Here is a 19048-nt window from a genome sequence, read left to right as displayed (position 1 = left end):
GCAAGATTCAGGCGGCGACATTGCGTGCCCGGGCGTGTCGCGCTTCCGCTTCGAACATCCATGCCACACAATTGCCCAGGTCGAAGCCGTAGCCGCCGCCGAGGGTGCTCGGATCGGCCTTCGCCGTCGCCTTCTCGACGACCCGGACGAGCTTCGCCGTGTCGAAGACCCTCCTGCCAGGAGCCTCGGCGTCGCAGGCGAACAGCTCGGAGCCGTCGGGCAGGAAGAAGGCGAACGCGGGCGCCCCCTCGAGGGCCCCGGAGAAGGACGCCGCAGTCCGCACGATCGTCAGACCGTGTTCGTGGACGGCGATGTGATGGGAGCGGCAGAGCAGGACGAGGTTGTCGAGGTCGGTGACCCCGCCGCGCGACCACGGGCGGATGTGGTGGGCTTCGCAGAGTCGGCGGCTGAGGCAGCCGGGGAACTGACACGAGACATCGCGGGCGCTCAGCGCCATCTTCTGCCGCCTGCTCGCCAACCGCTTCGACCGGCCGAGCTTGAGCACGTTCCCCGTCTCGTCCTTGATGATCCCGCTGACGAGCGATTCGCAGGCCAGCCGCTGGGCCGTGGCGGCGGTGATGCCGCCGAATCCGTCGATCCGACAGGTCTCGTCCCGCCGGGCAGACGACGCTGAGGTGCCGGGTTCCGCGTCGCCGCTGTTCTCCGCAGTCGCCTCAGACGTCCCCGCGGGGACGCCCGACGATTCCTCGTCTGCCGATTCCTCGCCCGCCGTACCGCCGTGCTCCCCCGAAGCGGTCTCCGACGTCCCCGCGGGGACGGTGCCTTCGCTGCGCGTCCCCGCGGGGACGTTCTCAGCATCACCGAGCACCACCGGGAGGAAGGCGTCGGCGCATCCGAGAAGCACCTCGGCGGAGGTGTGGACGAGCATCCGGGCGCGGTCGAGATCGACGGCACCGGAGGACTGTGCGCGGGGAAACGCGCGGATCACCTCCATGAGGCACACGACCTGGGAGATCCGATCGCAGCGCCGAGGCTGAGCGCCGTCCCCGTCCTCCTCATCCTCCCTTTCCCTGCGTTCGATGAGCCGGCGGGCCGTGGAGAGCATGGTGACGAACTCGGCCGCATCGTCCTCAGGCAGGTCGATGACGATGCGCGACCGGCCGGGACCCGCCGAGCAGACGAGGACATCGTCCCGTGGCAGCAGCTGCGGAAGCTCACCGTCCTCCTCGGCGGCACTCAGCTTCCGATAATTGCGTGAGACCACGCTGACCTGAGCGCCGGTGCCCAGCTTCGCCAGGCGCAGCGCATCCTCGTCGGGAATGCGCCCGGCCAGGCGGGTGACCTCGCGGACCTTGGAGAAGCTGACATCTCCGGAACTCAGGCTCGCTTTGACCAGCGGCATCTCGCGCAGGGCGTGCATCACCCTGACATACTCGCGAGCGGTGTGGGCGCTCACCGCGGCGATGTGCATGACCCAGCCGGCGAGCGACTTCACCCCGATCCACTGCGCCCAGAGCTCTCGCCGTTCGACCTCGTCGATGAGGGCGATGATCCGTGCGTGGCAGTGAGCGACGCAGGCGATGTTGCGCTGGATGGCGGCGACGATCTCGTTCCCTGTCAGCGCGTTGAGTCCGCCGTTCGACTCGGTGCGGTCGGCGCTGTCGGCCACCGGTCTCGGGTCGAAGGGGTTAAGGACAGGCACTCCGGGCGAGTTCCTTGCCAGCTCCTTCACCCAGTCCGGATCGGACTCCAGGCGCCGCACCGCTGCGTTCAGATACGGGAGATACGGAAGACACGGGTCGATACGGATCCGGCGGCTTCTCCACCGCGTCGTCTGCAGCGGCCCGCCCCGTCGTCGTGGTCGTCTCGTCCATGTCGGCACCTCTCCCCTCGGCCGCATCGGCCGTCGCGGTTCATCCGCCCCCATGGCGTTCGAACCATGACTCCACGGTAGAGGTCGGCACTGACACGAAATCGCTCAGCACGGATGAATGCTCGAATCACATTCGACTGAAGACTTCTCTCGAATTCGTTTGTCCTGGTGGCTGACGCGGCGTGATCGACGCGAGATCCTCGATGGTTCCGACCGGCCGTCCCCGCGGGGACGTTTCGCCTCACGCCGACGTCGCCGGTGCATCCTTCGTCGTGAAGGACACGGTGATCCACGCGTGCGGGTCATCCCCGCCCAGGCGCGCTTCGACCGTGTCGCGGATGCGGTCCCAGTCCTCGAGTGCCCGCGGTGGCAGCCCCTTGGGCACATAGAACACGATCTCGACCGTCCGCGACCGTCCCTGTGCGGAGGCATAGACCCGGTAGTCGTCGAACCCTTCGGCCGCACTCACCTCCTCGGCGACCGCCTCGGCGGAGGTGCGCAGCCCGGGAGGGGTGACGAGCGAGACCTCGGACAGCGCCTTGCGCAGGGTCGAGAACGGCACGGGGATGAGGACGAGGGCGACGACGGTGAGGACGGCCGGGTCGACATAGGGCATGAACCAGGCCGCCGCGGTGCCGTCGATGAGCATGCCGATGACGAACGCGATGAGCAGGGCGCCGGTGACGCCGCCGGCCATGATCCACCCCTTGACGTCCATCGCGACGAACTCCGAGCGGATCCGCTTGTTCGCCCGGTGCTCGAGGACGCCCATGACCACGGTGATGACCACGACGACCGCGGCGTAGACGACGGCCGGACCGAAGTCGACCTCCCGTCCCCCGCTCAGCAGCGCCGAGACGGCTTGGACGAGCGCATACGCGGCCACCCCCATCATGAGCGCCGAATTGACGAGGAGGACGATGGGCTCGAAGTGCCAGAAGCCCATCGTGAACGCGTTCTGGGTACGCCTGGAGAGCCGGTTGGTCACCGACCGTGAGATGAGGCCCGCGACGGTGAGCGAGACGACGGACATCACCGCGTCCATGAGGGAGAAGACTCCGTCGAAGAGGATCGCGAACGATCCCGAGACGAGCCCGAATCCGATGCCGAGGACGGAGACGAGGAGGATCGCTGCGAGGGAGACCTTGAGTGCCTGCTGTTCGGTGCGCATGTGACGGATCGGTCCCTTCACCTCGGCGGATGTCCTGGCACCATCCTAGCGATCCCGCCGAGACGGTCGTCCGGTCCGGATCCCACGACGCGTCCCCGCGGGGACGCTTTCAGTGGTCCACCCGTCCCCGCGGGGACGTTTCGTTTGCGCCCGGCACGGTCTAGGCTCGTGCCATGAACGCGACCGACTTCGAGACCCCGACCCGCGACTCCTACGATGCGATCGCGCAGACCTACACCGACTGGGTCTCCGCCGAACTCACCGCGAAGCCCCACGACCGTGCCGTCCTCGGCGCCTTCGCCGAGCTCGTCCTCGCCACCGGCCACCCCGAGACGATCGACCTCGGCTGCGGGCCCGGCCGGATCACCGCCTTCCTCACCGGCCTCGGCCTCGACGCCACCGGCCTCGATCTCTCCCCCGAGATGATCGCCCAGGCCACACGCCTCTACTCCGACCTCGGCTTCACCACCGGGTCGATGACGTGCCTGCCCTACCCGGAGAACAGCTTCTCCGGGGCGCTCGCGTGGTATTCGCTCATCCACATCCCCGACGAGACCCTCGACCGGGTCATCGCCGAGGCGGCCCGAGTGCTGCGACCCGGTGGCCTGTTCCAGCTGGCCTTCCAACTCGGTGACACCGTCGATCACTTCTCCGACCTCGCCGGCCACGAGGTCGACCTCGACTTCCACCGCCGCAGCATCGACGACGTCCTCACCGTCCTCACCGCCCACGGCTTCTCCCTCGTCACCCGCATGGAGCGCGAACCCGACACCGCCGGCCGCTACCCGGAGTCCACCCCGCAGGGATACCTGCTCGTGCGCCTCGAGGCCGGCGACAACCTCGGCGAGGATCACTACTGACACGCGACGACGGAGACGACTGAAACGGATGAGATGATGTTGGGGATATGAGCATCGACATCGTCTTCCACACCCCTGAGATCCCCGGCAACACCGGCAACGCGATCCGGCTGGCCGCCGTCACCGGCGCCCACCTCCACCTCGTCGAACCCCTCGGCTTCGACCTGACGGATGCGAAGCTGCGCCGGGCCGGACTCGACTACCACGACCTCGCCCACGTCACCGTCCACCCGGACCTCGACCACCTGTGGCAGGTCCTCGGGGATCGGCGGGTCATCGCGTTCACGACGCACACCACCGATTCCTTCGCCGAGGTGGACTACCGTGACGGCGACGTCCTCCTCTTCGGACAGGAGTCGACAGGTCTGCCCGAGAGCGTCGTCGACGACGAGCACGTCGACCTGCGGGTGAGGATCCCGATGCTGCCGGGTCGGCGTTCGCTCAACCTCGCGAACTCCGCGTCGATCGCGATCTACGAAGCATGGCGTCAGCGCGGATACGCGGGCGCGTAGACTTCTCGTCGAGAGTTTTCCCAGAAAGGACCACCATGACCGCCAAGCTGCTCACGATCGCCGGTTCCGATGTCTCCGGCGGTGCCGGACTCGAAGCCGACCTGAAGATGTTCGAGGAGTACGGGGCGTTCGGCACCGCCGTCGTCACCTGCATCGTCACCTTCGACCCGGACAACGACTTCGGTCACGTCATCGACTTCATCGAGCCCGAAGTCGTCAACCGCCAGCTCGGTTCGGCGCTTGCCATCCACGAGTTCGATGCGATCAAGTCGGGCATGCTCGGCTCCGTCGAATCCGCGCTCGTCCTCGCCGAGGATCTCAAGTCCAATGAGCTGCCCTACGTCTTCGACCCGGTCCTCGTGTGCAAGGGATCGGGGTCGATGGTCGACCTCAAGGACCTCTTCGTCGAGAACCTCGTGCCGCTGGCCACCGTCATCACCCCGAACCTCGAAGAGGCAGCGGTCCTCGCCGGCGTCGAGCCGATCGAGTCCGTCGAGGGCATGATCGAAGCTGCGAAGATCATCCACGGTCAGGGGGCGAAGAACGTCGTCGTCAAGGGCGGTGCGCGCCTGGCCGGCGAGGACGCGATCGACATCCTCTTCGACGGTGAGACCGTGACGACGCTGGGTTCGCGCAAGGTCAACGACAAGCTCGTCAACGGCGCCGGATGCTCGTTCGCCTCCTCGATCGCCGCCGGCATCGCCACGGGACTGACGATCACCGATGCCGTCGTCAAGGCCAAGGAGACCGTCGCCCACGGCATCGCCGCGAGCCTCGAGAACGCCACCGGCGTGTCCTCGCTCTTCCACCCGGCAGCCCGGACGACCCCGTCCGCCGAGGTGGTCGTCACGCTCAGCTGAGCCTGGCGTCCCTGCTGGGACAGACAGAACCGCCCCGCACACCGATCGGTGTGCGGGGCGGTTCTGTGACGCTGTGCGGTGTGGACCGCGGGCGATCAGCGCTTGCCGAAGCCCTTGTAGCGGTCCTTGAACTTCTCGACGCGACCGGCGGAGTCGAGGATGCGCTGCTTGCCCGTGTAGAACGGGTGCGAGGCGCTGGAGATCTCGACGTCGATGACGGGGTAGGTGTTGCCGTCTTCCCATTCGATGGTCTTGTCGCTCTTCGCGGTCGAGCGCGTGAGGAACTTGGTGCCGGACGCGAGGTCGTTGAACACGATCGGCGCGTACTCCGGGTGGATGTCCTTCTTCATTTTCTTACCTTTGCTGAATCCGCTCAGGCGCCTGGTATGGGTCTCACCCATCCGCCAGTGCCCGAATTCGTCTGCTGAAAACGCTTCACGCCGTAGGAACCGAACGCGAACCGACAGTCCAGTCTAACCGACACGGGCGGCCAAAGCGATTCGACACCGGGCCCCCGGTGTGCGATGCGTCACGGTCGACGTCACGCAACCGGTGTCTGCCCGGTGCCTCCCGGACACACGCGTCTCCTAGACTGCTGTCCATGGAGACTGCCCACAACACCGTCGCCCGCCTGAGTGCACAGTTCGACCTTCGTCCTGCCGCCTCGGCGCCCGAACTCCTGGCCGCACCGACCGCCGCGGCCCTGCCGACCGTCACCGGTGAGGTCGAGGTCTTCGCGATCGACCCGGTCATCGCCGACACCGCGGCCCTGCTCGCCGCGACGGGGCTCGGGCCGGAGACTTCGGCGAACTGCGTGCTCGTCGCCGGTTCCCGCAGCGGCGAGGAGCGCATCGCCGCCTGCCTCGTCCTCGCCCACACCCGAGCAGACGTCAACAAACGCGTGAAGAAGCTCCTCGACGTGCGCAAGGCCTCGTTCCTGACCATGGATCGGGCCGTCGGCGAATCGGGGATGGAGTATGGCGGGATCGGTCCGATCGGCCTGCCGGAGAACTATCGGATCCTCATCGACTCCCGCGTCGCCGAGGCGGACGCGCTCATCATCGGCTCCGGCATCCGCGGGTCGAAGCTCCTGCTCTCCGGACCTACCCTGGCGTCCCTGCCCGCCGCCGAGGTGATCGAGGGCCTGGCCAACGAGATCGACTGAGCTCAGCCGGCGGCGTTCAGCCGGCTGCGCTCAGCCGGCGGCGGGCTCACTCGGCGGGATCGAATCCTGCCCGCTCGAGGACGAACTCGACGAGCGGGTCGTAGAGGAAGGGCGTGACGTCGTCGTCGAGGGGGACGGTGACCTCGACGGCTCCCTGTGCCTCGGCGACGAAGAGCGCCGGATCGTTGCAGTCGGCGTAGCCGACCGTCCGCAGTCCCCGCGCCGAGGCGGCCCCGGCCCAGCCGTGATCGGCGACGATGAGATCGGGCTGGGGTTCCCCACGGCGTTCGAGGTCGTCGAGCACGGCCGTCATGGGTTCGGCGAGATGGGTGTGCGGGGTGCCGCCGTGGAGGTGCCAGATCCACACCCGGCCGAGCTCCCGGCAGTCTCCGCCGATCTCATCGACGGGAACCGGGCCCTGCTGGCCGACGATGGTGGCCCCGGCAGCCTCGGCCGCCTCGGCGATGGCCATGTGCACGGGCAGGAGACCGGCTGGATGACCAGTGGCGAAGAGGATCCGCCCGCCGGCGCGGGCGACGTCGCCGATGACGACCGCGAGTCGTTCGAGGGCGTCGATGCAGGCCTCGGTGGAGATCGTGTCGACGCCGTGGGTGAAGGCAGGGTCAGGGCGGAGTCCGGCGCGCTCGACCATGACGGCGAACACGGAGTCGAACTCCCAGTCCCGGGTGAGTGCGACCCCGAAGTCGAACTGCCTCTCCCCGGCGAGGAAGCGGCGGATGTGCTCGAGGTTGTTCTCCCGCGGTGTCGCCACCTCCCCCGTGATGCGTCCGGTCTCCAGGGCCTGGGCAAGCGTCGTACGGTCCACTGATCTCCTCATTCGCAGGGTCGACTCCTCTGCAGGATCAGTTCGATTGATCGATTGTGACCCGCTCGCGACAACTCTACCGTCACTCAGCCGCATCGAAGCTCAAAAGCCAATATCACACAGTTCGAAGCGATGTCTCTTCCTGAAGCGATGAAATTTCGAGAAACTAGACGGCTACGACGACCGACAAAGCCTGGTAACTCCAACCGCACGACAGCTCAAACCTTGGGTACAACAACGTTGCAACACTAGCTCACGAGGAAGACCTGCGTCAGCGTCGAGTCCACAGTACAGGTCTAGCTCGCCTATGACACCAACGCCCGACTCTCCGGACATGCACCTCTACAACGTGTGCTGTCCACGCGGTACAGTGGAAGCGGAATCACGTCCCCACCCTGTCGGAGCACTCGTGTCACAACATATGCATCTCCTAGAGCAACTCATACTCCCCTCTCGCTTCGAATCGCTGGTCAAGGAAGTCGGCGCAGAAGTAACCCAGATCCTCGTCGCACCCGAAGACCACGTCCTAGATGTTTTTCGAAATTGTTCCTTGCATATCAAATCACGACGGCGAGGACTGTTTTTACCGCTGTTCGCTCGATCTGGAACCGGCAAGACGACACTAATCACAAACGTCGGAGCTTGGCTTCCTCGAGAGTTCGGCCCAACGGCGCGTTTAGCTGGCGGCGATGTCACCGCCGATAGATTGCGGCAAGTCGCTGAATCCCTTGCTCACGAGAACTCGTTACCAGCAAATGAGTCACGAACACTAGTGATTAACGTTGATGATCGCGAAAGCGATCCGCCCTCCAATAAAGAACTCAGCCAGATCAAGTCGTTCTTAAGAGAGCCGGGAATCGGATCCCGATCATTGGTTGTCTGGCCGGAGACATCGCTAGAAACGGCCCAACAAATGTCAGCTGATTATGCGAAGCGTGCGGGCGGATCCCCTATCGATATTCCCGCAATAATTTCTGGTCCGCCACTCGACTCGTGGCAAGACACTGCGATCGCCACATTAAAGATGGTCAACAATCTCGACAACCTCGAAGAACTTGGGGTAGATCCAAGAAGTTATGATCCGAAGAAATATCCGACCATCGGCGAGTTCCTCGAACAGATTAGCGATGATTTTGTCAATCTATTGTCCAAATTGCTCGCAGAAACTCGCAAACCCTTCAAAATCATAATTGGCCTCGCCAGTGAAAGCGGCAAAGCTGGAGTGCTCGGTGAGCTGACTGGAAGCGCGAGGTACGGCCTGCTTGATGCCGACAAGCTGTTGAGTTCGACCCCTAAGAGCGTAATAGGAACCTGGTGGTCAACTCGGCGAGGTTTACTTGTACAGACAATTGTTCGCCTTGATGCAAGGATAGTGCATCTGGCGCCATCGCTGACCGTGCCAATAGTTCGTCGATTCGGACCAGACGAAGCAAAGCAGCCATTGATTGATAAGAATATTCCAGAACGGCCGCCAAGCGGTATCGGCAACTATTTCGAGCGTTCCGATTTCGGGCGCCTTATATTGGGCACTGACTCTACCACGGCAGAAATTCGTGGAAATCCTGCCCACAATGCTCGAAACGCTTTCGGTTCTCTGGCTAGGAACTATGGTTTTGGTTCCGGGAATGACAAAAAACTGAATCGTGCCATCGGGGATTATCTAAATAACGGTAAGCACTCGCTGGGTAACACTCGAGTTGAATCAAAAATGGACTACATGCCGTTAATCCCTGATATTACAATCGATGCAGAAAATATTGCAACCGGAATTGAGCTTCATTGGCGCTCCGGTGACTTCTTGACGACCGCAAACCGATCTGAAATCGCTCAGTACACTCTAAGAAAGCTCAAAGCTTATGCCATCGGATCAGGCTGGGCAATGGATTAGTATATATCACCATTTATAGAACGACCCTTTTGCTAGATTCTTCGAACTTGCCGAAAGAGTTTATAAATTAGAAACCAGTTACATCAGTTTGTTCGTTGAAAGTTTCTTAGCGTATAGCCTGTCGGAAATATATCTTGGAGTTTGGTACTCTGGTGGCATGGTCAGCATCGTCAGCAGTCCATCCGTCTGGTTCGACGGCGCTGCCGCCGATCTCGACGACGACGTCATCCTCGTCAGCCCGCACATCGTCACGGGATTCGCCCGGTTCATCGCCGAGGCGGCCGCAGGCTCCCCGCGGACGTGGGCGGTGGTCACGACGATCGATCCGACGGCCGCGGCCCGCGGGGACCTCTCGGTCGACGGCCTGCGGATGCTCCTCGATGCCGAGGTGCAGATCCAGCACGTCGATCGGCTGCGCACGCACTGCTTCTTCGTCGGTCGTCGGGCGCTGCTCGGCACGGCGAACCTCGGAACGACCGATGAGAACTCGAGGTACCTCGACCGGGAGGATGAGACGTCCGATGAGGATGCCGCGGGTGGCCCGATGGAGCTGGCCGTCGAACTCACCGGGGATCAGCTCGCCGAGGCGTGGGCCCGGATCGCTCGTCGGCGCTCCGTCGTCGTCAATGCACGGGACCTCGACTGGCTGCGCGCGCAGCTGCGGTAAGCCTGAGGCTTACGCCCCCTGCAGGGCGAAGCACGTGACCGCCGAGGCGGCGGCGACGAAGGGGAGTCCACTCCCCCGCTCAAAGGGATCATCACCGTCGAATCGCTTGATGCAATGGTTCTGCGAACCAGTCCGTCGCCTTCGGTGCCGAAAACGACGGCGGTGCGCTGAGCGGCTGCGGCAGCGAACTCCTGGAGCGACACGGAATCCTCGTCGAGGGCAAGGGCGGCGACGAGGAAGCCGAGCTCCCGCAGGGTCTCTACTTCACCGGGCCAAGGGACAATCCGCGTCCACGGCACCTGGAACACCGTGCCCATCGACACCCGGATGGCCCGCCGGTAGAGCGGGTCGGCAGATCGCGGGGTGACGAGGACCGCGTCGGCGTAGGCGAGTGGCCTCCTGTAGCGCGTCGCGTGGGGCTCTTGCCTACTCTTCAGAGACGTTCCCGGTGGTCAGATCGGCAATTTTGGGGAGATGAAGGACTCGTGGACATCCCAGAGATGGGAAGCGATCCCACGATGCGCATCGGACTTGTCCGCGAACTTGAAGGTCTTCGTGCCATGACTGATCCAGGTCACCAGGAGCGCGATGGACGACGTCGCGAGGCTGGTCAGCACCGGGCCGCCCAACAGGCCGACAACCGCGGCAAGGAACGTGCCGGAGCTGATCGCCGTAAGGACAATGAAAACGCACTGCTGCCACCGGTGCTCGCTGAAGCAGATGTCCGATTGCTTCTCATGCGTCTTGTGGCTGTAGACCACACGCCCGAAGGACTCTTGAACTTGCGCCAGCACGTACGGGTCACGTCCGTCCTTACCTGTGCGGCCAGGCCCGTCAGTCGCTTCGTTCGTCATGTCTCTCCGATCGTCGTCGCCTCCAGGCGGTGCATCCAAGCGATACTCGCCGGAGCCCATATCACCCGCAATGTCGACGCTCTAGAACGATTGCTCCACACATCTCGAGTATGAGCCAGACCACCGACATAAGGAGCTCTATGGGTTCATCGTAAAATGGCTGGGACATGACCAGGCGCGTCGAGCAAGTCGAGCACATCGCGTTTCTCCACTTGGACGACGACTCGATCGTCCCGCCTAAGCTAACCGATCGAGGTGTAGCGCAGCTGCGCACATCGCCACGAGAAGGCAAGGGCGCCGGAAGCTTCCACACTGACGATGGCGTCCCGAGCTACACGCGGTCCTTGATGCGATGAGGACCTGAGCCGATGCCTGCGGGATCAGCAGTCCTACACGCTGCGGAGCATCAGCTCGTCCCGCGCATGAGGTCGACGAGCATCGGCATCGCCGACGACGGATCCGGGCCGATACAGCCAGCCTGCATCGCGGGATCCGCCGCTCGAGCGATCCTGCACGCATCGTAGACACCGTCGATGGGGAAGCGCAACGCCAGCGCCTTGCCCGAGGTCAGCTTCAGCGTCGCCATTCGCTGATCCAGCTGTGACGAGTTCAGGGCTGATCTCCTGTCCTCGGCGTGCCAACGCAGCCACACCTCGAACTTCAGGTTCGAGACCAGCAGCAGGATCGACTCTTCTTTGGCCAGACGGGTCGCACGCTCCAGCGTGCTGTGCTGGTCCACGTCAACCAGGCACACGCAGATGTCGTAGCTCTTCTCAGTGCTTGACGCAGCATCACGTAGCTCGATGCACTTCTCCACGACACGAAGAGGATCCGCACCCACCCCAACCGACTTGACGATCGCGGTAGCCGACCTGCTGCGCAGGTACCCATCAAGACGCTCAACGTACTGGGGCTCCGTCCTGATGCCCTCGGTCACCACGAGGATGCGCTGGGCAGGATCGCGCTGCGTCCGTCTCTGCGATCGACGTCGCCCCCGGCCTGCCACGCTCATTCCTTCCCGGCCCGCGCGAGCACAGCCAACGAGCTTGGTGAAAGACGCGGGGTGCCCCCATATCGGCCCGTTAGGTAGCGCCGGGAGACGTTGGCGTCGGGGTGCCTGGGGAAGTCAGAGAGGCAAGTCAGCTCGGTGACGCCCTCATAGGACTTGTCCGTGAACCACACCTGCTCGGGATCAAGCTTCACCTCGCTCAGTGGCGAGAGGACGTACGACTCGTGGCTGGTGAAGATCAGCTGTGCGTGCTCAGTGTTGACGCTCGAATCCGCGAACGCCCCGAGCAGAACCTCCAGCAAGTGAGGGTGCAAGCTCGCATCGATCTCGTCGACCACGAGGAGCCCACCCTGCCGGAGTGCCTCCAGAGCCGGAACCGCGGTGGCGAGCCACGCGATGGTGCCGTCGCTCTCGTCCTGGATCGAGAAAGCCGGACAGTCCTCGACCGTGCCGCGGTGCGTGAACACCAGGTGGCGGATTACCTGCTCGAGCTGATCAGGATCGAGTTCATCAGCGCTGTCGTCCTCGTCGCCCTCGTCCTCAGCGTCATCACGCAGGTCACGCTCCAGGTTGAGGAACGCTCGACGGATGCGCTCGGGGATGTTCGTCTCTTCGATGTCGACCTTCACTACGCCGATGTCGGCGACCTGGAGCAGCGCCTCAAGATCTGCGAAGGTAATGGTCTTCTCGGCCAAGGAGTCAGCGATGTCCCTCAGCCGCGCCTCACGGTGGGAGTCCTTGACCAGCACGGCATCGAAGTGCGATACGAGATCCCGGGCGATGGCGTGCAACATCGTGTCCCCCAGCAGCAGCGCACGGCTGAGGACCAGTTCACGGGAAGTGACCTCGATCTTCCCGTGCAATGCCGAGTGGAATGTGATCGTGCCCTTCTCGCGGTCACGCTCGAGCAGGGTGCGCCAGCGTGAGCTTGGCACATCGCGCATCCACTCGCGCTTGATCCCCTCCGCGTCGACCTCGAAGCCGTACAGATACCGGCGGCCGTCGTGGACGAAGTCGAGCTCGTAGGTGCTGGAGGACGTGCGCGCCGTCCCGTCGAGCTGGAAGGGCGCCCGGTGTACGGACTTAGATGCTTGCCAGCTCGTCGCGGACAGCCGGATGGCTGTGAAGACATAGCGGAGGGCATCCAGCACCGCCGACTTGCCGGTGGCGTTGCCGCCAAAGATCCCTGCGAGTGGGTAGCTCACGCTCGACCAGTCCGAGTCCTTCGGCTGCAGGGTTCGAAGGGAGGGATGCGTCAGGTCGAGTGTGATCTCATCCCGGATGCTGGCGTGGTTGCGTACGGTGAAGCTCAGCAGGATCATGGTTCGACAATAGCATGTTGAGCATGGCAGAATCTACGTTTTTCGAGCAGATCAACCGGCTCCAAAGAATCCAGTATGTCGATCGATCGACTTGTCAGAGCCGCCGAGATCCATCAGAAGAGCATCATCCAGCTCGAAGCGGGTCGAGTCGCGGAGGAGATCTCGACCTTGCATGCCATCGCAGTCGCCATGTCAGGGCGCTGAGCATGCGGCCACTCTACCCCTCCCCATATCCGCGGCCCGAGCGTACTCTGGTGGCATGGTCAGCATCGTCAGCAGTCCAGCCGCCTGGTTCGACAGCGCGCTCGCCGATCTCGACGACGACGTCATCCTCGTCAGCCCGCACATCGTCACGGGATTCGCCCGGTTCATCGCCGAGGCGGCCGCTGGCTCCCCGCGGACGTGGGCGGTGGTGACGACGATCGATCCGGCGGTCGCGGCCCGCGGGTATCTCTCCGTCGACGGCTTGCAGCTGCTCGTCGACGCCGAGGTGCAGATCCAGCACGTCGATCGGCTGCGCACGCACTGCTTCTTCGTCGGTCGTCGGGCGCTGCTCGGCACGGCGAACCTCGGGATGGCCGATGAGAGTTCGGGGTACCTCGACGGGGAGGATGAGACGTCCGCTGAGGATGCCCCGGGTGCGCCCATGGAGCTGGCCGTCGAACTCACCGGGGATCAGCTCGCCGAGGCGTGGGCCCGGATCGCTCGTCGGCGCTCCGTCGTCGTCAATGCACGGGACCTCGACTGGCTGCGCGCGCAGGTGCGGCAAGCCTGAGGCTTACGCCCCCTGGAGGGCGAAGCATGTGACCGCCGAGGCGGCGGCGACGTTGAGCGAGTCGACTCCCCCGCTCATGGGGATCATCACCGTCGAATCGCTTGCTGCGATCGTTCCCCGGGCCAGTCCGTCGCCTTCGGTGCCGAAGACGACGGCGGTGCGCTCCGGGGCGGCTGCCGCGAACTCCTGGATCGACACGGAATCCTCGTCCAGGGCGAGGGCCGCGACGTGGAAGCCGAGCTTCCGCAGGGTCTCGACCCCGCCGGGCCACGGGTCGATCCGCGTCCACGGGACCTGGAACACCGTGCCCATCGACACTCGGATCGCCCTGCGGTAGAGCGGGTCGGCGCACCGTGGGGTGACGAGGACCGCGTCGACGCCGAAGGCCGCGGCGGACCGGAAGATCGCACCGACGTTCGTGTGGTCGACGACGTCCTCGATGACGACGACCCGCCGGGCCTCGGCGACGAGATCGGTGACGAGCGGCAGCGACGGCCGGTGCATCGCCGCAAGCGCCCCGCGGTGGAGGTGGAAGCCGGTGAGCGATTCGACGGCGGCATCCGTGCCGATGTGGATCGGTGCGTCACTGGCCGCGATGAGGTCGGCCAGATCGAAGAGCCACTTGGGGCTGGTGAGGAACGACCTGGCGGTCATCCCTGCGGCATGGGCGCGGCGGATGATCTTCGAGGATTCGGCGATGAAGAGCCCCTCGGCCGGTTCCCGCACACTGCGCAGAGCGACGTCGGTGAGGTCGGTGTAATCGGCCAGTCCCCCGGCGTCCCCGCGGGGACGCCCGTCCGACCCTCCCGCCAGCGTGTCCTCGTCGAAGAAGTGCAGGCGCTCGCCGGCGATGCCGAGCTCGGCGGCTCGGGCGATGATCTGCTCACGGATGAGCGGAGCCTTCGCGGGAGTGTTCACAGTGCTTCTCCGTTCACTGGGCGTGACCATTCACAGTGCGTCCCCGTTCACAGCGTGAGGATCCGCACGATCGCGACGAGGCCGAGGACGACGATGACGGTGCGCAGCAGGCCCGGCGAGAACTTCCGCCCCACCCGCGCGCCGAGATATCCGCCGATGAGCGAGCCGACGGCCACGCAGATGACGGCCGTCCAGTTGATCCGGTCGTGGCCGACGATGATGTACGTCGTCGCCGAGACCGTGTTGACGACGAGGACGAGGACGTTCTTGAGCCCGTTGAGCCGCTGCAGGTCATCGGTGAGGATGAGCCCGAGGAGGGCGACGAGGATGATCCCCTGCGCGGCCGCGAAGTACCCGCCGTAGATCGCGGTGAGGAAGATGACGACGAGGGCGAGGATGTACTTCCCCGTCGACAGCCCGCCTCTGGCCGCATCCGGGTCGGTCGCCTCGGCGAGGTCATGGCCCTGCTCCCGCCGACGCAGGGCCCGGGCCTTGAGATGCCGGGAGAGGTAGGGCTGGCCGACGACCATGATGAGGGCGAGGACGAGGAGGATCGGCACGATCGTCTCGAACGCGTCCTCGGGCAGGTGGAGGAGCAGATACGCGCCGAGGAGGGAGCCGGCCAAGGACGCCGGGACGAAGCCGGCGAACCGCTTCCACTGGCCCTTGAGCTCCTCCCGGTATCCGAAGGACGAGGCGATGTTGCCGGGCACGAGGCCCACGGCGTTGCTCATCGTCGCCACCACCGGCGGCACCCCGAAGGCGACGAGCACGGGGAACGTGATGAGCGTGCCGGAGCCGACGACGGCGTTGATCCCGCCGGCGCCGATGCCGGCCAGGACGATGAGGGCGATCTGCCAGAGTTCCATGGACTCCATGTGCTGCGGGCGAGTCCTACGACTGGGAGCGGGCGTGGAAGCGCTGTCCGTCGCGGCTGAGCTTGACGTCGAGGCCGAAGGTCTCCGAGAGGTTCTCCGCCGTCAGCGTCTCCTCGATGGGTCCCGAGGCCACGGTCGTGCCCCCGCCGAGGAGGAGGGCGTGGGTGATGCCGGCCGGGATCTCCTCGACGTGGTGGGTGACCATGATCGTCGCCGGGGCCCACTTCGAGGACAGGATCTCCGTGAGCGCCGACAGCAGCTCCTCGCGTCCCCCGAAGTCGAGGCCGGAGGCCGGTTCGTCGAGGAGGAGGAGCTCGGGGTCGGTCATGAGCGCTCGGGCGATCTGCACCCGCTTGCGCTCGCCCTCGGACAGGGTGCCGAAGGTGCGGTCGGCCAGATGCATGATGTCGAACGCGCCGAGGAGGTCCTTCGCGCGGTCGATGTCGGTCTTCTCGTACTCCTCGACCCAGCGCCCGGTCACCCCGTAGGCGGCGGTGAGCACGGTGTCGAGGGCGGCCTCCGAGTTCGGGATCCGACCGGCCAGGGCCGTCGAGGCGTAGCCGATGCGCGGCCGCAGCTCGAAGACGTCGACCCGGCCGAGGCGCTCTTCGAGGATGCCGACCTTGCCCGTGGTGGGATGCATGCGTCCGGCTGCGAGTTCGAGCAGCGTCGTCTTCCCGGCGCCGTTGGGTCCGAGGACGACCCAATGCTGACCTTCGGAGACGGTGAGGGAGAAGTCGCGGAGGAGGAAATTCGTCCCCCGGCGCACGGACACATTATCCACAGTCAGGACATCGCTCATATCACCCAACTCTATCTCAGCGGTGGGTCTATTCTGGTCCGACATGGACGCACATCTCGACTCCCTGCTGCTCGCTCTGGCACTGAACCACCGGCTGGCCGGGACCTTGGCCCCGGATGCCGTGAGCACGGCCTTCCTCGACGCCGACCGTGAGGTTCCTCTCATCGTCGCAGACGGCGTGCTCGGCACCGACACCCCGACCGGGCTCCTGCTCTTCGCGGCCGCCGCGAAGGCCTCCGGGATCACCCACGCCCGGCTCGCCCTCAACCATCCCTCGCTGCCGCACACGATCCCGCCGGTGGCGCGGGAGGACCGGGCCCGGGTGGGCCGTCACCCGGCCCCCATCGTCCTCCACCGCGGTCCTGAGCAGGTGGGGATCATGCTGCTCGGCGCCGAGGAGAACGTCGAGGTCATCGCGTGCCGGGAGTCCGTCTATCACCCCGTGTCCGTCGACACTCCCGCCGAGGCGCTGCGCCGTCTGCGTCTCCTCGTCATGGAGGGTCTGTCGATCATCGAGACCATCGAGGTGCCCGAGGCGTGGCGGACGGCACCATGGCGGGACTGGCAGGCCGATCTCTCCGAGGACCACCCGCTGAGCACCCTCCTGCCCGTCGACGCGGACTCCCGGGCCGTCTATGCGGCACTCGACATCCACGATCGGATGCGCACCGTGCTCGCCCCGGCCACAGTCGAGCCGCCCGTGTTCGGCGATCTGCTGTCTCGCCTCCACCCTGCCGCCGCGGCCTACGTCACGGCGGTGGCTACGATGAAGGGGTGAGAGACTCCCGCGCGCTTCCCGGTCCCGTCCAGCTGCTCGTCATGGACGTCGATTCGACGTTCATCAACGAGGAGGTCATCGACCTCATCGCCGACCACGCCGGGGTCGGCGACCGGGTCGCCGACATCACGGAGAGGGCCATGGCCGGTGAGCTCGACTTCGCGGCCTCCCTGGCCGAACGCGTCTCCCTCCTCGCAGGGCTGCCGGTCACCGTCATCGACGAGGTCCGTGAGCGCATCACCCTCACCGAGGGCGCGACCGAGCTCGTCGCCGCCGTGCAGGAGGCCGGGGGCACAGTCGCCCTCGTCTCCGGCGGGTTCACCCCGGTCATTGCCCCCCGTGCCGCGCAGCTCGGCATCACCGAGGTCCATGCCAACGGGCTCGAGGTCGCAGACGACCGGCTCACCGGACGGACCGAGGGGCCCGTGATCGATCCGGCGGCGAAGGCGGAGATCTTCTCGACACTCGTGGCCGCATACGACTGCGACCCCGAGCGGACCGTGGCGATCGGTGACGGTGCCAATGACATCGGCATGATCGCCCGGGCCGGGCTCGGGGTCGCATTCTGTGCGAAGCCCGCGCTGGTCGCGGCCGCCGACGTCGCGGTGACGGAGCGGGACCTGCGCGCGGTGCTCAGGTATCTCTGAGCTCTGTGCTCAGATTCCTCTGAACGACTGGATCTCGGGCACGGGGAAGCTGCCGGGTTCGACGTTCCACGACGGGATGTCGAAGACCGCGATCGACGAGGGACGGAACCCTTCGGGCACCCCCGCCTCGGCGCTGAGGTGACCGATCACCTCGGCGACGGTGGGCTGGTGCCCGACGATGTAGGCGCACTGGGCTCCGGCCGGGATCGACCGGATCGCATCCATCCAGTCCTCGACTCCCCCGCCGTAGAGCGAGGGGTCGAGGATGAGTTCGATCTCGGCCTCGGCGTGCCGGTTGACGGCTTCGACGACGGCCTGACCGGTCTGGACGGTGCGTCGGGCCGCCGAGGCGATCGCCACCTCGGGCGACCAGCGCTCGGCGATCTCTGCGCCGGCTTCGACGGCCTGGGCGAGCCCCGTCGCACTCAGGGTGCGTTCGACGTCGCTGCGGCCCTCCGGCTCCGCCTTCGCGTGACGGGCGAGGATGAGCACTGGCATGGCGGTGGCCTCAGGCTCCGGTGGAGTGGAAGCCGCCGTCGACGTGGATCATCTCACCGGTCGTGGCGGGGAACCAGTCGGAGACCAGGGCGACGATCGCCTTGCCCGCCGGTGCGGTGTCCTTCTGATCCCAGCCCAGCGGGGCGCGCTCGCCCCACATGTCCTCGAGGGTGCCGAAGCCGGGGATCGAGGTGGCAGCCGTGGTCTTCAGCGGTCCCGCCGAGACGAGGTTGACGCGGATGCCTTTGTCGCCGACGTACTTCGCGAGGTAGCGGGCGGTCGACTCGAAGGCGGCCTTGGCCACGCCCATCCAGTCGTAGACCGGCCAGGAGATCGTCGCATCGAAGGTGAGGCCGACGACGCCGGCGCCGGGGTTGAGCACGGGCAGGGCGGCCACGGTGATCGCCTTGAGCGAGTACGCGGAGACGTGGATGGCGGCCTGCACGGACTCCCACGGGGTGTCGAGGAAGACACCGCCGAGGGCGTCCTTCGGGGCGAAGGCGATCGCGTGGACGATGCCGTCGATGTTGCCCTCGAGACGCTCGGGCAGAGCGGCGAGGTCCTCTTCGTTCGTCGCATCGAGTTCGATGACTCGCGGGGTGACGGGCAGGCGTTCGGCGATCACCTGGGTGATCTTCATCTGCCGGCCGAAGCTCGAGAGGATGACCTCGGCTCCCTGCTCCTGCGCGATCTTCGCTGCGGCGAAGGCGATCGAGGCTTCCGTGAGCACACCGGTGACGAGGATGCGCTTTCCCTCAAGAATTCCCATTGCGGTCCTTTCTAA

General features: G+C 65.5%; 22 protein-coding genes and 1 pseudogene. 10 read left to right on the top strand and 13 right to left on the bottom strand.

Annotated features, from left to right (window positions below; genetic code table 11):
• Nucleotides 1-7 precede the first annotated feature (7 nt).
• Nucleotides 8-1663: an HNH endonuclease signature motif containing protein gene (locus AAHA49_RS04585; protein ID WP_342037370.1), complete on the bottom strand. Its 1656-nt coding sequence runs from the start codon at nucleotides 1661-1663 to the stop codon at nucleotides 8-10.
• Between the two features lie 412 nt (nucleotides 1664-2075).
• Nucleotides 2076-3005, bottom strand: coding sequence for a cation diffusion facilitator family transporter (locus AAHA49_RS04580; RefSeq protein ID WP_342037369.1), 930 nt, complete (start codon nucleotides 3003-3005; stop codon nucleotides 2076-2078).
• Between the two features lie 173 nt (nucleotides 3006-3178).
• Between AAHA49_RS04580 and AAHA49_RS04575 the strand changes: the two genes are divergently transcribed.
• The 3 genes from AAHA49_RS04575 to thiD are packed head-to-tail and all read left to right on the top strand — an operon-like array spanning nucleotide 3179 to nucleotide 5237.
• Nucleotides 3179-3865: a class I SAM-dependent methyltransferase gene (locus AAHA49_RS04575; RefSeq protein ID WP_342037368.1), complete on the top strand. Its 687-nt coding sequence runs from the start codon at nucleotides 3179-3181 to the stop codon at nucleotides 3863-3865.
• Between the two features lie 47 nt (nucleotides 3866-3912).
• Nucleotides 3913-4377, top strand: a complete 465-nt coding sequence (locus AAHA49_RS04570; RefSeq protein ID WP_342037367.1) for a tRNA (cytidine(34)-2'-O)-methyltransferase — start codon at nucleotides 3913-3915, stop codon at nucleotides 4375-4377.
• A gap of 35 nt (nucleotides 4378-4412) precedes the next feature.
• Complete coding sequence (gene thiD / locus AAHA49_RS04565; protein ID WP_339391595.1) at nucleotides 4413-5237, top strand: bifunctional hydroxymethylpyrimidine kinase/phosphomethylpyrimidine kinase; 825 nt, start codon at nucleotides 4413-4415, stop codon at nucleotides 5235-5237.
• Between the two features lie 95 nt (nucleotides 5238-5332).
• Here the strand turns inward: thiD and AAHA49_RS04560 are convergent, their stop codons facing one another.
• Nucleotides 5333-5587, bottom strand: coding sequence for a type B 50S ribosomal protein L31 (locus AAHA49_RS04560; RefSeq protein ID WP_009375892.1), 255 nt, complete (start codon nucleotides 5585-5587; stop codon nucleotides 5333-5335).
• 251 nt (nucleotides 5588-5838) lie between these two features.
• On the opposite strand from AAHA49_RS04560, the gene AAHA49_RS04555 reads away from it, so the two are divergent.
• Nucleotides 5839-6402, top strand: a complete 564-nt coding sequence (locus AAHA49_RS04555) for a YbaK/EbsC family protein (protein WP_342037366.1) — start codon at nucleotides 5839-5841, stop codon at nucleotides 6400-6402.
• 46 nt (nucleotides 6403-6448) lie between these two features.
• On the opposite strand, the gene AAHA49_RS04550 is transcribed toward AAHA49_RS04555, so the two are convergent.
• Entirely contained in the window at nucleotides 6449-7228 is a 780-nt protein-coding gene (locus AAHA49_RS04550) for a phosphatase (RefSeq protein WP_342037365.1), read from the bottom strand.
• Between the two features lie 334 nt (nucleotides 7229-7562).
• Here AAHA49_RS04550 and AAHA49_RS04545 point away from each other — a divergent pair, with 334 nt between their 5' ends.
• Nucleotides 7563-9116, top strand: coding sequence for a hypothetical protein (locus tag AAHA49_RS04545; protein ID WP_342037364.1), 1554 nt, complete (start codon nucleotides 7563-7565; stop codon nucleotides 9114-9116).
• Nucleotides 9117-9273: 157 nt separating this feature from the next.
• The gene (locus tag AAHA49_RS04540; RefSeq protein ID WP_342037363.1) at nucleotides 9274-9783 is read left to right on the top strand and encodes a hypothetical protein; all 510 of its coding nucleotides are present in this window, start codon (nucleotides 9274-9276) and stop codon (nucleotides 9781-9783) included.
• A gap of 9 nt (nucleotides 9784-9792) precedes the next feature.
• On the opposite strand, the pseudogene AAHA49_RS04535 reads toward AAHA49_RS04540, so the two are convergent.
• The 4 genes and pseudogenes from AAHA49_RS04535 to AAHA49_RS04520 all read right to left on the bottom strand — a co-directional run.
• Nucleotides 9793-10163, bottom strand: a pseudogene (locus AAHA49_RS04535) (TrmH family RNA methyltransferase); the annotation flags it as partial.
• Nucleotides 10164-10235: 72 nt separating this feature from the next.
• The gene (locus AAHA49_RS04530; protein ID WP_342037362.1) at nucleotides 10236-10637 is read right to left on the bottom strand and encodes an SLATT domain-containing protein; all 402 of its coding nucleotides are present in this window, start codon (nucleotides 10635-10637) and stop codon (nucleotides 10236-10238) included.
• 406 nt (nucleotides 10638-11043) lie between these two features.
• Nucleotides 11044-11574, bottom strand: a complete 531-nt coding sequence (locus AAHA49_RS04525; protein WP_342037361.1) for an RloB family protein — start codon at nucleotides 11572-11574, stop codon at nucleotides 11044-11046.
• A gap of 71 nt (nucleotides 11575-11645) precedes the next feature.
• On the bottom strand, nucleotides 11646-12968 hold the full coding sequence (locus tag AAHA49_RS04520; RefSeq protein WP_342037360.1) for an AAA family ATPase: 1323 nt from the start codon (nucleotides 12966-12968) through the stop codon (nucleotides 11646-11648).
• 75 nt (nucleotides 12969-13043) lie between these two features.
• On the opposite strand from AAHA49_RS04520, the gene AAHA49_RS04515 reads away from it, so the two are divergent.
• Together AAHA49_RS04515 and AAHA49_RS04510 are read left to right on the top strand one after the other, a co-directional pair.
• Nucleotides 13044-13172 (top strand): hypothetical protein, encoded by a 129-nt coding sequence (locus AAHA49_RS04515; RefSeq protein ID WP_342037359.1) that lies wholly within the window; start codon nucleotides 13044-13046, stop codon nucleotides 13170-13172.
• A 55-nt stretch (nucleotides 13173-13227) separates the two neighbouring features.
• The gene (locus AAHA49_RS04510; RefSeq protein ID WP_342037358.1) at nucleotides 13228-13743 is read left to right on the top strand and encodes a hypothetical protein; all 516 of its coding nucleotides are present in this window, start codon (nucleotides 13228-13230) and stop codon (nucleotides 13741-13743) included.
• 3 nt (nucleotides 13744-13746) lie between these two features.
• Here the strand turns inward: AAHA49_RS04510 and AAHA49_RS04505 are convergent, their stop codons facing one another.
• Genes AAHA49_RS04505 through AAHA49_RS04495 form a run of 3 tightly spaced genes read right to left on the bottom strand, consistent with a single transcriptional unit; the run spans nucleotide 13747 to nucleotide 16341 of the window.
• Nucleotides 13747-14661, bottom strand: coding sequence for a TrmH family RNA methyltransferase (locus AAHA49_RS04505; RefSeq protein ID WP_342037357.1), 915 nt, complete (start codon nucleotides 14659-14661; stop codon nucleotides 13747-13749).
• Nucleotides 14662-14708: 47 nt separating this feature from the next.
• Nucleotides 14709-15530 (bottom strand): sulfite exporter TauE/SafE family protein, encoded by an 822-nt coding sequence (locus AAHA49_RS04500; RefSeq protein ID WP_342037356.1) that lies wholly within the window; start codon nucleotides 15528-15530, stop codon nucleotides 14709-14711.
• Between the two features lie 25 nt (nucleotides 15531-15555).
• Entirely contained in the window at nucleotides 15556-16341 is a 786-nt protein-coding gene (locus AAHA49_RS04495; RefSeq protein ID WP_342037355.1) for an ABC transporter ATP-binding protein, read from the bottom strand.
• 43 nt (nucleotides 16342-16384) lie between these two features.
• Between AAHA49_RS04495 and AAHA49_RS04490 the strand changes: the two genes are divergently transcribed.
• Together AAHA49_RS04490 and serB are read left to right on the top strand one after the other, a co-directional pair.
• A complete protein-coding gene (locus AAHA49_RS04490) occupies nucleotides 16385-17119 on the top strand; it encodes a hypothetical protein (RefSeq protein WP_342037354.1) in 735 nt (244 codons plus the stop codon).
• Nucleotides 17116-17766: a phosphoserine phosphatase SerB gene (gene serB, locus AAHA49_RS04485; RefSeq protein WP_342037353.1), complete on the top strand. Its 651-nt coding sequence runs from the start codon at nucleotides 17116-17118 to the stop codon at nucleotides 17764-17766. The genes AAHA49_RS04490 and serB overlap by 4 nt, the downstream gene beginning before the upstream one ends.
• A 9-nt stretch (nucleotides 17767-17775) precedes the next feature.
• Here the strand turns inward: serB and AAHA49_RS04480 are convergent, their stop codons facing one another.
• Both AAHA49_RS04480 and fabI read right to left on the bottom strand, forming a co-directional pair.
• Nucleotides 17776-18264 carry a SixA phosphatase family protein gene (locus tag AAHA49_RS04480; RefSeq protein ID WP_342037352.1) on the bottom strand — a complete coding sequence of 163 codons (489 nt, stop codon included), beginning with the start codon at nucleotides 18262-18264 and terminating at the stop codon, nucleotides 17776-17778.
• 10 nt (nucleotides 18265-18274) lie between these two features.
• Nucleotides 18275-19033: an enoyl-ACP reductase FabI gene (fabI, locus tag AAHA49_RS04475; RefSeq protein ID WP_339391584.1), complete on the bottom strand. Its 759-nt coding sequence runs from the start codon at nucleotides 19031-19033 to the stop codon at nucleotides 18275-18277.
• Nucleotides 19034-19048: the final 15 nt, after the last annotated feature.

This window comes from Brevibacterium ammoniilyticum (genome assembly GCF_038429965.1).
In the GTDB taxonomy this organism is placed as follows: domain Bacteria; phylum Actinomycetota; class Actinomycetes; order Actinomycetales; family Brevibacteriaceae; genus Brevibacterium; species Brevibacterium ammoniilyticum.
Note: the sequence above shows the minus strand (reverse complement) of the source record. Positions and strands in the feature narration are given on the sequence as shown.